The organism is Pseudomonas petrae, from assembly GCF_021728295.1.
Lineage (GTDB): Bacteria > Pseudomonadota > Gammaproteobacteria > Pseudomonadales > Pseudomonadaceae > Aquipseudomonas > Aquipseudomonas petrae.
In genome coordinates, this window is record NZ_JAKJXE010000004.1 from 1 (window position 1) to 14,391 (window position 14,391).

12 protein-coding genes are annotated in these 14,391 nt (G+C 60.6%); 3 read left to right on the plus strand and 9 right to left on the minus strand.

The genetic code is table 11. The annotated features are described in order from the left end of the window. Positions 1-633: 633 nt before the first annotated feature. Both L4G42_RS07740 and L4G42_RS07745 read left to right on the plus strand, forming a co-directional pair. Positions 634-1,845, plus strand: a complete 1,212-nt coding sequence (locus L4G42_RS07740) for a nitrate/nitrite transporter (RefSeq protein WP_237254321.1) — start codon at positions 634-636, stop codon at positions 1,843-1,845. A gap of 3 nt (positions 1,846-1,848) precedes the next feature. Further along, a complete protein-coding gene (locus L4G42_RS07745) occupies positions 1,849-3,549 on the plus strand; it encodes a bifunctional protein-serine/threonine kinase/phosphatase (protein ID WP_419789352.1) in 1,701 nt (566 codons plus the stop codon). Positions 3,550-3,712: 163 nt separating this feature from the next. On the opposite strand, the gene L4G42_RS07750 is transcribed toward L4G42_RS07745, so the two are convergent. From L4G42_RS07750 to ppsA, 8 genes are all read right to left on the minus strand, one after another. Further along, a complete protein-coding gene (locus L4G42_RS07750; protein ID WP_237259953.1) occupies positions 3,713-4,747 on the minus strand; it encodes an OmpA family protein in 1,035 nt (344 codons plus the stop codon). Positions 4,748-4,854: 107 nt separating this feature from the next. Next, the gene (gene sigX, locus L4G42_RS07755) at positions 4,855-5,445 is read right to left on the minus strand and encodes an RNA polymerase sigma factor SigX (protein ID WP_237254319.1); all 591 of its coding nucleotides are present in this window, start codon (positions 5,443-5,445) and stop codon (positions 4,855-4,857) included. An 89-nt stretch (positions 5,446-5,534) separates the two neighbouring features. Continuing rightward, the gene (locus tag L4G42_RS07760; RefSeq protein WP_037011040.1) at positions 5,535-6,359 is read right to left on the minus strand and encodes a mechanosensitive ion channel family protein; all 825 of its coding nucleotides are present in this window, start codon (positions 6,357-6,359) and stop codon (positions 5,535-5,537) included. Positions 6,360-6,361: 2 nt separating this feature from the next. Continuing rightward, positions 6,362-6,631, minus strand: coding sequence for a CrfX protein (locus L4G42_RS07765; RefSeq protein ID WP_133770678.1), 270 nt, complete (start codon positions 6,629-6,631; stop codon positions 6,362-6,364). 86 nt (positions 6,632-6,717) lie between these two features. Next, positions 6,718-7,713 carry a zinc transporter ZntB gene (locus L4G42_RS07770; RefSeq protein ID WP_237254318.1) on the minus strand — a complete coding sequence of 332 codons (996 nt, stop codon included), beginning with the start codon at positions 7,711-7,713 and terminating at the stop codon, positions 6,718-6,720. A gap of 51 nt (positions 7,714-7,764) precedes the next feature. After that, the gene (gene rraA / locus L4G42_RS07775; RefSeq protein ID WP_237254317.1) at positions 7,765-8,253 is read right to left on the minus strand and encodes a ribonuclease E activity regulator RraA; all 489 of its coding nucleotides are present in this window, start codon (positions 8,251-8,253) and stop codon (positions 7,765-7,767) included. Positions 8,254-8,478: 225 nt separating this feature from the next. Beyond that, positions 8,479-9,471 carry an alpha/beta fold hydrolase gene (locus L4G42_RS07780; RefSeq protein ID WP_237254316.1) on the minus strand — a complete coding sequence of 331 codons (993 nt, stop codon included), beginning with the start codon at positions 9,469-9,471 and terminating at the stop codon, positions 8,479-8,481. A 170-nt stretch (positions 9,472-9,641) separates the two neighbouring features. Beyond that, the gene (gene ppsA / locus L4G42_RS07785; RefSeq protein WP_237254315.1) at positions 9,642-12,017 is read right to left on the minus strand and encodes a phosphoenolpyruvate synthase; all 2,376 of its coding nucleotides are present in this window, start codon (positions 12,015-12,017) and stop codon (positions 9,642-9,644) included. Positions 12,018-12,167: 150 nt separating this feature from the next. Here ppsA and ppsR point away from each other — a divergent pair, with 150 nt between their 5' ends. Beyond that, positions 12,168-12,986, plus strand: coding sequence for a posphoenolpyruvate synthetase regulatory kinase/phosphorylase PpsR (ppsR, locus tag L4G42_RS07790; RefSeq protein ID WP_074887131.1), 819 nt, complete (start codon positions 12,168-12,170; stop codon positions 12,984-12,986). A gap of 209 nt (positions 12,987-13,195) precedes the next feature. On the opposite strand, the gene prpF is transcribed toward ppsR, so the two are convergent. Continuing rightward, a complete protein-coding gene (gene prpF, locus L4G42_RS07795; protein WP_237254314.1) occupies positions 13,196-14,377 on the minus strand; it encodes a 2-methylaconitate cis-trans isomerase PrpF in 1,182 nt (393 codons plus the stop codon). Positions 14,378-14,391: the final 14 nt, after the last annotated feature.

Here is a 14,391-nt window from a genome sequence, read left to right on the forward strand (position 1 = left end):
CGGGCCGCGATCGGACGAACACGGTCAGTCAGCTCTTCACATGTCGACTGACACGCTGCATTCGCCAGCAAGCCGGTATATACGGCCTTGGGTATGCCAAAAATTGGGTGCCTTACGAAGATCCACTGTAGGAGCGCGCTTGCCCGCGAACGCGGTGTGCCTGTGACGAACCAATCGCCTGACACTCCGCCTTCGCGGGCAAGCGCGCTCCTACAGGTTCAGTGGCCGACGCCATTTGCTCGTTTGAGGCGAGTCCACTGCAGGAGCCGGCTTGCTGGCGAACCCACTGTGTCAGCTGACATCTGCGCCGCTGACCCACTGCCTTCGCCAGCAAGCCGGCTCCTACGAAAAAATGCGCAGGGCCTGCCGGACTCATCCAACTGTAAGTCCGGTGTTCAATTGGCCCACCTATTGCTAGTGACACATCACAGGTAGCCAACGGCGGTTGCCCACTCACGACAAAGACGTCGCACCCCTTCGCGAAAGCGCACAGGGCTGCGGCGTTTTTTCGTTTTTGCCCTGAATACATCGGGCGGGTGGAGTGCCGGTCTGGTGCTTCGCCTGCATGACCTGACCCGTAGCGGTGCGAGCGACACCTCCACCGAACGCGAATCCCTGCAGATGAGGTGTTAGATGAACACGAGTTTCTGGAAAGCCGGCCATAAACCCACACTGTTCGCAGCGTTCCTGTATTTCGACCTGAGCTTCATGGTCTGGTACCTGCTCGGCCCGATGGCCGTGCAGATTGCCGCCGACCTGCACCTGACCACCCAGCAACGCGGCCTGATGGTCGCAACGCCGATTCTCGCGGGTGCAGTGCTGCGCTTCATCATGGGCATGCTCGCCGACCAGTTATCGCCCAAGACGGCCGGGATCATCGGCCAGGTCATCGTCATTGCCGCACTGCTTGGCGCCTGGCAACTGGGCATTCACAGCTATGAACAGGCGCTACTGCTCGGCGGGTTCCTCGGCATGGCCGGCGCGTCTTTCGCCGTGGCACTGCCGCTGGCCTCGCAGTGGTATCCGCCGCAGCACCAGGGCAAAGCCATGGGCATCGCCGGCGCCGGCAACTCCGGCACTGTGTTCGCGGCACTGATCGCGCCAGTCCTCGCCGCCAGCTTCGGCTGGAACAACGTGTTCGGCTTTGCCGTGGCGCCACTGCTGCTGACCCTCATCGCTTTCTCCCTCATGGCGAAAAACGCCCCGGAACGCCCCAAGGCCAAATCCATGGCTGACTATTTCAAAGCCCTTGGCGACCGCGACAGTTGGTGGTTCATGTTCTTCTACAGCGTGACCTTCGGCGGCTTCATCGGCCTGGCCAGTGCCCTGCCCGGCTATTTCAACGATCAATACGGCCTGAGCCCGGTCACTGCGGGTTACTACACCGCCGCCTGCGTCTTCGGCGGCAGCATGATGCGGCCACTGGGCGGCGCCCTCGCCGACCGCTTCGGCGGGATTCGCACGCTGTCCGGCATGTACGCCGTCGCCGCGATCTGCATCGCCGCCGTCGGTTTCAACCTGCCCAGCTCCTGGGCCGCACTGGCGCTGTTCGTCGCGGCCATGCTCGGCCTTGGCGCGGGTAACGGCGCGGTGTTCCAGCTGGTACCGCAACGCTTTCGCAAAGAGATCGGCGTCATGACCGGCCTGATCGGCATGGCCGGCGGCATCGGTGGATTCCTGCTCGCCGCCGGGCTCGGCGCCATCAAGCAGAACACCGGCGAGTATCAACTGGGCCTGTGGCTGTTCGCGTTCCTGGGCGTGCTGGCCTGGTTCGGCCTGATGAACGTCAAGCGTCGCTGGAGAACCACCTGGGGCTCGGCCGCTGTCACCGCCGCCCGTGTCTAGGCCGTGAGCGTCAATCAGCCGCTGACGCCGGTCGCGCCCACTACGACCGGCTTGCAGCTGCGCGTCGCCGAGTTCAGCGCGACCGGGCCGCGGGCGGAGAATCAGGACGCCATTCGCGTGGTCACCCCTGCCCCGGCGCTGGCCGCCAGCAAGGGTTACCTGTTTGCCCTCGCCGACGGCGTCAGCCAATGCGCCGACGGCGGGCTGGCATCCAGGGCCACGCTCCAGGCGCTGGCCATGGATTATTACGCGACGCCGGAGACCTGGAGCGTCGCTCAGGCCCTCGACCGCCTGCTGCTGGCGCAGAATCGCTGGCTGCAGGCCAACGGCTTGTTGACCACCCTCAGCGCGCTGGTCCTGCGCGGGCGTCGCTTCACCCTCGCCCATGTCGGCGACTGTCGCGTGTATCGCTGGCACTCAGGCCAGCTCCAGCGAATCAGCCAGGACCACGTCTGGGAACAGCCGGACATGCAGCATGTGCTGAAACGCGCGCTGGGTCTGGATCAACACGTGGTCATGGATTACCTGGACGGCGAGCTGCGCCACGGCGAGCGTTTGCTGCTGGTCAGCGACGGCGTGTGGGCAACCTTGGGCGATGACCGAATCGGCTCGATTCTCGACGAACAGGCCGATCTGAATACGGCTGTCCGAACGCTGATCAATGCCGCGCACCTGTCCGGCAGTGACGACAATGCAAGCGCTTTGCTGATACAGGTGGATCAACTGGGCTCGGACAGCCTGGGTGAAACGCTGCTGCAACTTCAGCAATGGCCTGTCCCACCCCTTCTCAAAGCAGGCCAGACGTTTGAAGGCTGGCAGGTCGAGGCGCGTTTGAGCGACTCGCGACAGTCCCTTCTGTATCGCGTACGCGACAGCCAACAGCAACAGTGGTTATTGAAGACGCTGCCGCCCTCGCGCCTTGACGAGGCCGGCGCGGCGGAGGCCTTGCTGCTTGAAGAATGGTTCCTGCGTCGCGTTGCGGGCCGCTTCTTTCCAGAGCTGCACCCCCTCGGCCAGCGCCAGCATTTGTACTACGTGATGCGTGAGTACTCCGGCCACACCCTCGCTGACATCTTCGATCAGGAGGGGCCGATGGCGCTGTCGCCGTGGCTGGGTCTGGCCCGGGAACTGATCGCTGCCGTCGGCCTGCTGCACCGTCGCAACATCATTCACCGTGACATCAAGCCGGAGAATCTGCTGCTTGAGCAAGCGGGAGGTTTGCGCATTCTGGATTTCGGGCTCGCCTACAGCCCAGGTTTGTCAGTGGGTGAAAGCAGCGACGTGCCCGGCACGCCCAGCTTCATGGCCCCTGAAGCCTTCGAAGGCGCGGAACCCAGCCCTGGCTTCGACCTGTATGCCGCCAGCGTCACGCTGTATTTCCTGCTGACCGGCCACTACCCCTACGGCGAGATCGAGCCCTTCCAGCGCCGTCGCTTCGGCAAGCCGCTGCCGGTCAGTCGTTACCGACCGGATGTGCCGGACTGGCTGGAACAGCATCTAGAGCGCGCCCTGCGGGCCGATCCGCTGAAGCGCTTCGAGACCGCGGAGCACTGGCTCGTGCACTTTCAACAGGGCGAACTTTCGCCGCTGAACACACGCACAATCCCACTGCTGGAGCGTGAGCCCCTTAAGGCCTGGCGTGCAGTTGCCCTGACGTCGCTGCTGATCAACCTGGTTCTGTGGTGGTTGCTACTCAAACGCTAGTGCGGGCTTAGTCTTCATGAGGGTACCCGCTTAGATGGATCCACGTCCGTCCAAGTCTTTTCGCTTAGACGGCCAGAAGCGAATCAAGGAGGATCACAGGGGGGTTAAATCGCAGGCAAAGAAAAACCCGGCCTGAGCCGGGTTTTTCGTGAAGCGAGGCTAATTACTTAGCTTGGGCTTCTACTTGTGCTTCTACGCGACGGTTTACAGCGCGGCCAGCGTCAGTTGCGTTGTCAGCAACTGGGCGGGTTTCACCGTAGCCAACCGAGTTTACGCGGTTAGCGCCAACACCGTACTGGTTAACCAGAACTTGCTTAACGGCGCTTGCACGACGCTCGGACAGCTTCTGGTTGTAAGCGTCAGGACCGACGGAGTCAGTGTGACCTTCAACAGTGGTGGTGGTTTGTGGGTACTGCTTCATGAAGTCAGCCAGGTTCTTGATGTCGCCGTAGCTGTTTGGCTTCACAACCGACTTGTTGAAGTCGAATTTAACGTCCAGCTCAACGCGTACGACTTCAGCAACAGCTGGGCAGCCGTTAGCGTCGACAGTCACGTTTGCCGGGGTGTCCGGGCACTTGTCAACGTTGTCGCAAACGCCGTCGTTGTCGCTGTCGGAGCACACTTCAGCTACTGGAGCCGGTGCTGCTTCAACTTTCTTCGAACCGCCGCCGAAGTTTACGCCGATACCGACGCTTGGCGCCCACTCGGTGTCACCCTGGTCGATGTTGTACTGAGCTTCAACGCCAGCACGGGCATAGAAGTTGTCAGTGAAGTACAGCTTGGCACCGCCGCCGATGTTGGCGAAGGTGGAGCGGTTACGACCGTTGCTGCCGTTCTGATCGATGCTCTGATCGGAGAAACCAGCCGAAACGTATGGACGCAGCATGTCGCCCGGGTTGTTGAAGTGGTACAGAGCGTCCAGAGCGGTGTTCGCGCCCTTGATGTTCTGGCCATTGTCGCTACGGACGTTGTGCACTTCGTCATAGCCCAGACGCAATTCAACGTCGTCGGTCAGGAAGTAGCCAACAGAACCGCCGAACAGGTTGCCGTCGTTTTTGAAGTTACGAGCGCTGTCGAACTGTTCTTTCTTGGCGAAGCCTTCGATTTCGACTGCGCCTTGGCCTTGTGCCAGAGCGCCGAACGAAGTTGCGGCAACAATAGTACCAATGGCCAAGCCCAAGGTGTTTTTCAGTTTCATCCGTTAAATCCCCATCTGGTGATTGTAAAGCAGTCCCCCTCAGCGAGAGACAACTCGTCGGCAAGTCTATCAGAACTTGCCTGCTCGTTAGAGATATTTGCGCCGAGTTAAGTTTCGGTAACGCCTGCAAATTTCTCACGTAATTTATCAAGTGCCCGTTTGTAACGCATTTTGGTGGCACTCAGGCCCATGTGCATGATGTCTGCGATCTCCTGAAATTCCAGCTCTGCGACAAATCGTAGCACCAGAATTTCCCTGTCGATCGGGTTCACATGCACAAGCCAGCGATCAAGCCCGCCCTTTTCTTCTGATTTTGGCGTCTTTTCTTCCGACGCTTCCTCGAGGGGGTCAAGACTCAAAGCGTCCAGCAACCGACGCTTTCGCCGCTCCTTCCTGTACTGCGTGATGCATTCGTTGTAGGTGATGCTGTACAACCAGGTCTTGAACTTCGACTTACCCTCAAAGTTCTTCAAGCCATACAACACCTTAAGCATCACTTCCTGACAGACATCGTCCGCATCGCGATCGTTCCCCAGATACCGCGCGCACACGTTAAAAAGTGTCCGCTGGTAACGACGCATCAGCTCTTCGTACGCCCGCGTTACGTGAAACAGCTCGGCGTGCGAACGCTCAACCAGCTCCTCGTCAGAGAGCTCGCGTGGGTCGTAGCGCAGAGAGGGCGATTGAACGTTATTCAAAACAAGTCGTGCCGACAGTCGGGTAGATGTCCGCCGCACCCGGGAATCGCCCAGGTTTTGCGGCGGCATACATTAGCAGATTCGCCGGCTCAACGGCTGCTCACTCGCTGCTCGAGGAGGATCCGGTTGGACAATGACACCAACTCGCCTTCCTCGGTCAGCAGGGTAGTCTTCACCGTGCCAATTTCTTCGATCTGCCCTTCGACCTCACCCACACGCACTTGTTGCCCTACCTGATACAACTCACGCACATAAATTCCTGCCAGGATCTGGCTCGCAATTTCGCGGCTTCCCAGGCCCATGGCCAACGCAACGGCCAGACCAACGGTAATCAATCCGATAACAATAACGTGGTTCAGCAGGTCGGTTTTGACCTCAAGCTGACTGATCGCCACCGATATACTGATGATGATCACCAGCCATTGAGCGATTCGCCCCAGGCCGGCCGAGTAATCCAGCCCTACACCTTCGGCGGCGCCCCGCACAATACCGTTGACCAACTGCGCCAGCAAGACACCCACCAGCAACACCAACGCGGCGCCGAATACTTTCGGCAGGTACAGCGCCAGCATGTCCAGCGTCGCGGAAACCCGCTCCAGCCCCAGCGATTCTGCCGCCGACACCAGGAAAATCAAGAGAACGAACCAATAAACGATCTTGCCGATCAGGGTCGAAATCGGGACCTGAATCCCCGCGCGGCTGATCAGCTTGGTCAACCCGGTGCCGCCCATCAGGCGATCCAGACCGAGTTTGGCCAACAACTTGGACAGCAGGGTGTCGAGCAGCTTTGCCACCACGAAACCCAGAAGCACCACGACCAGCGCGCCGAACAGATTCGGGATGAAGTTCGCAACTTTGGTCCACAGCGCAGTCATTGCAGTAACCAGGCTCTGCGTCCAGAGATCCAATTCCATATTCAATCAGCCTTGTCTTGTGCACCGGTACCGGTAAACGTAGTACCGGCACGTGTCGCCTTGCGGCGGGAAACAGGTGAAACGTGAGCGGAGCCGTTATTCACGGCGATCATCAAAGCCTGCGTGCAACGACCCAGAAGACTGAACAGATCACCAGCGCCCACCTGACGGTTGGCGGTCTTCAATACTCGACCCAGAACGGCATCGTCGTCCCGGCTGCTGGACGAAGCGTTGAGCATGTCGCGCAGTGATTCTTCAAACGGGTCGTGCATAGGCACCTCACGCAATGTCACTGAAAGACGCAGCCAATTCTGCCGAAGTCACACGACACACATGAACGCCTTCCGATTTTTCATCCTCACACCCAGCGCAATCGCTTGAACAGCCACATCTGGCCGACGGCCACGATGAGCATCAGGCCGCAGGCATACACAAATCCGAAGGGATTTTCCGACCCGGGGATACCCCCCACATTGATCCCCAACAATCCTGTCAGGAAGCTCATCGGCAGGAAGATGCCAGTGATGATGCCAAACCGATACATGGTCCTGTTCATTCGCTCGTTGAGGCGCCTGTCTTCAGCCTCAAGCACCAGCCCCACGCGCTCTCGGGTCAATTCCAGCTCTTCGAGATATCGCGTCAGGCTGTTGTTCAATTCGTTCCAGTAATCCGCATCGTCCTCCACGAACCACGGCATCTTGCTGCGCGTCAGCTGGGCATAGATTTCCCGCTGTGGCGCAAGGAATCGACGCAGTCCCGCCGCCCGCCTGCGGATGTGCACCATGTTGCCGTGCTCGGGCAGATACCGCTCGTCGGCATCTATGCGTTCTTCCATGTCATCGACCAGTTCCGTCAGCTCGCTGACCACTGCTTGAACCTTGTCGGTGAGAAACTGAGCCAGATACAACAGCAATTCCGAGGCTGTTTTCGGGCCCTTGCCTTCATTCAATGATGCGATCAGCTCGTCGGTTGCCCGCAACGAGCGCAGGCGCAACGAGATGACGCGCTGGGCGGCGGCAAAAATACGCACCGACACCATGTCTTCCGGCTCGGCGCCAGGGTTCAGGTTGACCCCGCGCAAGAACAGCAGCAATTCGTGGTCCGGCAAGGCCAGCAGGCGTGGCCGGGTGTTCTCTTCCAGCATGAGGTCGCAGACGAATTCGCTGAGACCGCTGGTCGTGCGCAACCACGTCTGGGTCTGCGGGTGGCTGCGGTCCCAATGGAGCCACACACTTTCGTGGGGCTCCAGCTGCAGGCCATCCAGTGCAGTTCGGGGGATTGAACGCGCCCCGCCCTTTCCGTCCAACACGAGGGCATGAACCAGCCCCCACTGCGCGTTTGTTTCGTCGAACATTCATATCCTTGCTGAGTGAATCGCTAACCGCGTAAAGAATAATAAGGCCGGTCAGTCCGGCATCTTCAGTGCGCTGGGCGAGACGATGATGCCGTTGTTGTCGGCATAGATGAATTCGCCCGGCTTGAACGTCACACCGCCGAAGGTCACCGCCTTGTTCAGGTCACCCAGGCCGCGCTTCTCGGTCTTGAGCGGGTGACTGGCCAATGCCTGCACACCGAGGTCGGTCTGTGCCAGGACGTCCACGTCGCGGACGCAGCCAAAAATCACCATGCCCTCCCAACCGTTTTTCACTGCCTTTTCAGCGATCATGTCGCCGAGCAACGCGCAACGCAGCGAGCCTCCGCCGTCCACGACCAAGACTTTGCCGTGTCCATCCTGTTCGGCCTGCTCGCGCACCCGCGAATTGTCTTCGAAGCACTTGAGCGTGACGATCTCGCCGCCAAATGAATCACGGCCACCAAAGTTGCTGAACATCGGCTCTACCACCTGAACCAGCTCGGGGTAGGCGTCGCACAAGTCCGGGGTGATGTAATGCATGGGTAACTCCTGTCAGGAAAGCTCGGTGATGAGGGTAGACAGCCACTAGGATAGACGGCTTGCGTGAACGACCGACGCTCCACGCGCATTGCATCCTTATATAGCACCTCATCCAGAACAGAAAATCTGACCAACGAGTCGCCACCTGCTATTTGGCCCCGGTGTTGAGAATGGGTGCAGCTTATCCCCAAGTCAGCGCCCAAGGAATGGCTGCGCCCATGACAATCACGGAGTTGCCATCATGTTCAGCGTTGATTCAGCCTTTACCACCGCAACATGCCGGTTCAGCCAGTCCGCCACCCGCGGCCACACCTGGGTTTGCGCGGCTTTGCTGACCAGCATCGGCACGTGGCCAAAGTCTTCGCTGAACCCGTGCTCGCGGCCCAGGACGAGAAACGTCTTGTCGTCGCTGCCGAACTGCTCGAAGAGCTCGCGGCAGGCCCATTCCGGGTCCTGATGATCGCCAGCGCCAGCAACGCACAGCAGCGGGACCGTGACCTGTTGCAGCCCGGCCCACCAGTCATCCTTCTTGTGCCCGAAGCCGCCGAACAGGCCATGCCAGCGCATGCTTTCCAGAAGGACGCCCATGGGTTCGTCTTCCGGGCCACGCTTGAAACGCGGGCCCGAAACGTGCTCGAAGCGCTTGAGCAGCAGCCGTGCGGTCCATTGCAGCGGCGGCACTTTGAGCGGCCAGTGGCTGCGGGTGACCTGACTGCCGAACAGCGCCACCGAGGCTGCGGCGTCAGCCGTCAGATACTGCCCGCCCAATGCCGCGGCGAGAGTCGTGCCGCCCAGGGAGTGGCCGATCCAGTGGGGCGCTTCGCCGGTCTGCTCGCGCACGAACGCGGCGATGGCCGGCACATCGAAGCGCGCGTAATCGGCGACGCAGTTGGTTTTAAACGCGCTATTGCGCGCCGAGAGACCGTGCCCGCGCATTTCCGGAATCCACACATCGAACCCGGCACGGGCCAGGTACGCGCCCAGACCGATGCCTTTGGGGGAATACCAGAAGCGTCGATTGGAAAAGCTGCCGTGCAGCAGGACCACCGGCACGCCTCGGGCATCCGGGGCCGACACACGACCCAGCCGGGTGACGGCGATTTCGACAGTGAAATCCGGGCTGTTGCCGGGCTTCAAACGGTAGACGTCCTCGGTCAGGTCGCCACGACGCTCGGCACTGATCAGGGCCACGGGAAAGAGATGACTGCTGCTTTGCATGGTGCTCTTGCTGGACGCTCTTGGTGGATGGGGGAACGGCGGTTGGGTGTGACAGCAGTTGACGCTGCCAGCGCACTGAAAATCACCCACAAAAAAGGGCGGATTCGTTAAAAACCGCCCTCTCGGGAAACCGGCCCACGGAAACGGGCCGGCATCTTACTCGATCTGCATCAGGTTGGAGCGTCCTCTTCGGACAGGAAGAACCAGGTCTCCAGTACCGAATCGGGGTTAAGGGACACGCTTTCGATCCCCTGCTCCATCAACCACCGCGCCAGATCCGGGTGATCGGACGGGCCCTGGCCGCAGATGCCGATGTACTTGCCAGCCTTGTTACAGGCCTGAATGGCGTAGGACAGCAGCTTCTTGACCGCAGGATTACGCTCGTCGAACAAGTGGGCGATGATCCCGGAGTCACGGTCCAGGCCCAGGGTCAGCTGGGTCAGGTCGTTGGAACCGATGGAGAAACCGTCGAAGAATTCGAGGAACTCATCGGCCATCAGGGCGTTGGACGGCAGCTCGCACATCATGATCACGCGCAGACCGTTCTCGCCGCGGGCCAGACCGTTTTCGGCAAGCAGATCGATGACCTGACTCGCTTCGCCCAGGGTGCGGACGAACGGCACCATGATCTCGACGTTGGTCAGGCCCATCTCGTTGCGCACGCGCTTGAGGGCGCGGCATTCGAGCTCGAAGCAGTCGCGGAAGTTTTCGCTGATGTAACGCGACGCGCCACGGAAGCCCAGCATCGGGTTCTCTTCTTCCGGCTCGTAGAGTTTGCCGCCGATGAGGTTGGCGTATTCGTTGGACTTGAAGTCCGACAGGCGCACGATGACTTTCTTCGGCGAGAACGCCGCCGCCAGCGTACTGATGCCTTCGACCAGCTTCTCGACATAGAAACCGACCGGATCGTCGTAACCGGCGATGCGCTTGTCGACGCTTTCCTTGATGTCTTGCGGCAGGTTGGCGTAGTTCAGCAGCGCCTTGGGGTGCACGCCGATCATGCGGTTGATGATGAACTCCAGACGCGCCAGGCCGATACCGGCGTTGGGCAGCTGGGCGAAATCAAACGCGCGATCGGGGTTACCGACGTTCATCATGATTTTGAACGGCAGGTCAGGCATGGCGTCGACGGAGTTCTGCTTGATGTCGAAGCCCAGCTCGCCCTCGAAAATGTAACCGGTGTCGCCCTCGGCGCAGGACACGGTGACGCCCTGACCTTCCTTCAACAGCTCGGTGGCGTTGCCGCAACCCACTACCGCCGGAATACCCAGCTCGCGAGCGATGATCGCTGCGTGGCAGGTGCGCCCGCCGCGGTTGGTGACGATCGCGCTGGCGCGTTTCATCACCGGTTCCCAGTCCGGGTCGGTCATGTCGGAAACCAGCACGTCGCCGGGCTGGACTTTGTCCATCTCGGACACGTCTTTGATGATCCGCACCTTGCCGGCGCCGATGCGCTGGCCGATAGCACGGCCTTCCACCAGAACGGTGCCCTTTTCTTTGAGCAGGTAACGCTCCATGACGTTGGCCGAGGTGCGGCTTTTCACGGTCTCGGGACGCGCCTGCACGATGTACAGCTTGCCGTCATCGCCGTCTTTGGCCCACTCGATGTCCATCGGGCACTGGTAGTGCTTTTCGATGATCATCGCCTGGCGTGCCAGGTTGCTGACTTCCTCGTCGCTGAGGCAGAAACGCGCGCGGTCGGCCAGATCGACGTCGATGGTCTTGACCGATTTGCCGGCCTTGGCTTCTTCGCCGTAGATCATCTTGATCGCCTTGCTGCCCAGATTGCGGCGCAGGATCGCCGGGCGACCGGCTTCAAGGGTGTTTTTGTGAACGTAGAATTCGTCCGGGTTGACCGCGCCCTGTACGACGGTCTCGCCTAGGCCGTAGGCACCGGTAATGAAGACGACATCGCGGAAACCGGATTCGGTGTCCAGGGTGAACATGACGCCGGCGGTGCCGGTTTCAGAACGCACCATGCGCTGCACGCCAGCGGACAGCGCCACCAGCTTGTGGTCGAAACCCTGATGCACGCGGTAGGAAATGGCGCGGTCGTTGAACAGCGAAGCGAACACCTCTTTCGCTGCGCGGATCACGTTTTCGACGCCACGGATGTTCAGGAAGGTTTCCTGCTGACCGGCGAAGGAGGCGTCCGGCAAATCTTCAGCGGTGGCGGAAGAGCGCACGGCAACGGCGATGTCCGGGTTGCCCGCCGAGAGCTCGGCGAAGGCGGTGCGGATTTCGGCGTTGAGCTTCTCGGGGAATTCAGCCTCCATGATCCACTGACGAATCTTCGCGCCGGTTCTGGCCAGCTCGTTGACGTCGTCGACATCGAGCGCATCGAGGGCCTGGTGGATCTGATCGTTCAGACCACTCTGCTCAAGAAAATCACGGTAGGCCTGAGCGGTAGTGGCAAAGCCACCGGGAACGGACACGCCTGCGCCCGCCAGGTTGCTGATCATCTCGCCGAGGGATGCGTTCTTGCCCCCCACGTGCTCAACATCATGTTTGCCGAGCTTATCGAGGGAAACTACGTACTCTACCAAGGTGATCTCTCCACTAACCGGTTATTGTTGGGAACGCTTTTGGTGCGGGAATCGCGGCGATTGAAAACAGGTAGAATGCGGCCAGTCATGGCCCGCAAGCCGACCTATCATATCCACAAACTGTCTTCAGCTTAAGGCCCCGGGGCGCAAATGAAACGATCCGCTTTTTTCATCTCCGATGGCACCGGCATCACCGCCGAAACCCTTGGCCAGAGCCTGTTAGCGCAATTTGAAAACATTACATTCAACAAGTTCACGCGGCCCTACATCGACAGCGTCGAGAAGGCGCGGGCCATGGTGCAGCAAATCAACAAGGCCGCCGAGAAGGACGAGGCCCGTCCGATCATCTTCGACACCATCGTCAACCAGGACATCCGCGAGATTCTCGCGACCTCCGACGGCTTCATGATCGACATCTTTTCGACCTTCCTCGCCCCGCTGGAGCTGGAGCTTAGTTCACACTCCTCCTACTCGGTGGGGAAATCCCACTCCATCGGGCACAACTCCAATTACATGGAGCGGATCGAGGCGGTGAACTTCGCGCTGGACAACGACGACGGCGCCAGAACCCATTATTACGACAAGGCCGACATCATCCTGGTCGGCGTGTCGCGTTGCGGCAAAACCCCGACTTGCCTTTACATGGCCATGCAATTCGGCATCCGCGCGGCCAATTACCCGCTGACCGAGGACGACATGGAGCGCCTGCAGTTGCCCGCTGCGCTGAAGCTGCACCGGGACAAGCTGTTCGGCCTGACCATCGACCCCGATCGCCTCACCGCCATACGGCACGAACGCAAGCCCAACAGCCGCTACGCCAGCTACGCCCAGTGCGAGTTCGAAGTGCGCGAAGTCGAGGGCCTGTTCCGCCGCGAAAACATCCCGCACATCAATTCCACGCATTTCTCGGTTGAGGAAATTTCGGCGAAAGTGCTGGTGGAAAAAGGCGTGGAGCGGCGGTTTAAATAAGCGCGCAGCCTCAAACTGTAGGAGCGCGCTTGCCCGCGATGGCGGCGTATCAGTCGCATCATTGTTTCTGACACGACGCATTCGCGGGCAAGGTGGAGCGCCACCCCGGTCGCTCCTACAATTTGATCGGTGTCTAGCCCGGAATTCGATGCAGTCGTGTACCCATAAGATGCTGGCTCCGGATTTCGGTGCTCTATGAAGCCGAGCTTTCAGCCCGGCACGCGGACCATTCCTTCCATTAATACCCGCGCGCTGCGGCTCATGATGGCTTTTTTGACCTGCCATTCTCCGTCGACCAACACGGCCTCAGCGCCGACGCGCAGGGTGCCGGAGGGGTGGCCGAAGCGCACGGCACTGCGCTCGCCGCCGCCCGCTGCCAAATTGACCAGCGTGCCGGGAATCGCCGCCGCTGTGCCGATGGCCACTGCCGCTGTGCCCATCATCGCGTGATGCAGCTTGCCCATGGACATGGCGCGCACCAACAGATCAGTGTCTTCGGTTGTGACCCTTTTGCCGCTGGAAGACAGGTATTGCGCAGGCGCGGCCACGAACGCCACCTTGGGCGTGTGCTGACGCGTTGCGGCCTCCTCGACAGTGCCGATCAGCCCCATGCGCACGGCGCCATAGGCCCGGATCGTTTCGAACATGCTCAGGGCCTTCGGGTCGCTGTTGATCGCGTCCTGCAATTCGCTGCCGGTATAACCGATGTCGCGGGCGTTGACGAAGATTGTCGGGATGCCGGCATTGATCATCGTCGCCTTGAACGTACCCACGCCCGGCACTTCAAGCTCATCGACCAGATTGCCGGTCGGGAACATCGAGCCGCCAGCGCCCTCCTCGTCCGCCGCCGGGCCCATGAACTCCAGCTGCACTTCGGCCGCCGGGAAGGTCACGCCGTCGAGCTCGAAATCGCCGGTTTCCTGCACCACGCCGTCGGTCATCGGCACGTGGGCGATGATGGTTTTACCGATGTTCGCTTGCCAGATGCGCACCACCGCCACGCCGTTCTGCGGAATGCGCGCCGGATCAACCAGACCGTTGCTGATGGCAAACGGGCCGACCGCTGCCGACAGGTTGCCGCAGTTGCCGCTCCAGTCGACGAAGGGTGTATCGATGGCAACCTGCCCAAACAGGTAGTCGACGTCGTGATCGGGCCGTGTGCTCTTCGACAGGATCACCGTTTTGCTGGTGCTCGACGTCGCCCCGCCCATGCCATCGATCTGCTTGGCGTACGGGTCGGGGCTGCCAATCACCCGCAGCAACAAGGCGTCACGCGCCGGGCCGGGGGTTTGCGCGGCTTCGGGCAGGTCGTCCCGGAGGAAAAACACACCCTTGCTGGTGCCGCCGCGCATGTAGGTCGCGGGAATCTTGATCTGTGCTGTGGACGCCATGAACTGTTCCTTCT

Bases quoted from the DNA above. Each gene is read 5' to 3' on its own strand.
- prpF (WP_237254314.1), bottom strand. From the start codon at position 14,377: ATGGCGTCCACAGCACAGATCAAGATTCCCGCGACCTACATGCGCGGC.
- L4G42_RS07740 (WP_237254321.1), top strand. From the start codon at position 634: ATGAACACGAGTTTCTGGAAAGCCGGCCATAAACCCACACTGTTCGCA.
- L4G42_RS07780 (WP_237254316.1), bottom strand. From the start codon at position 9,471: ATGCAAAGCAGCAGTCATCTCTTTCCCGTGGCCCTGATCAGTGCCGAG.
- L4G42_RS07765 (WP_133770678.1), bottom strand. From the start codon at position 6,631: ATGCACGACCCGTTTGAAGAATCACTGCGCGACATGCTCAACGCTTCG.
- ppsR (WP_074887131.1), top strand. From the start codon at position 12,168: ATGAAACGATCCGCTTTTTTCATCTCCGATGGCACCGGCATCACCGCC.
- L4G42_RS07750 (WP_237259953.1), bottom strand. From the start codon at position 4,747: ATGAAACTGAAAAACACCTTGGGCTTGGCCATTGGTACTATTGTTGCC.
- L4G42_RS07760 (WP_037011040.1), bottom strand. From the start codon at position 6,359: ATGGAATTGGATCTCTGGACGCAGAGCCTGGTTACTGCAATGACTGCG.
- L4G42_RS07770 (WP_237254318.1), bottom strand. From the start codon at position 7,713: ATGTTCGACGAAACAAACGCGCAGTGGGGGCTGGTTCATGCCCTCGTG.
- rraA (WP_237254317.1), bottom strand. From the start codon at position 8,253: ATGCATTACATCACCCCGGACTTGTGCGACGCCTACCCCGAGCTGGTT.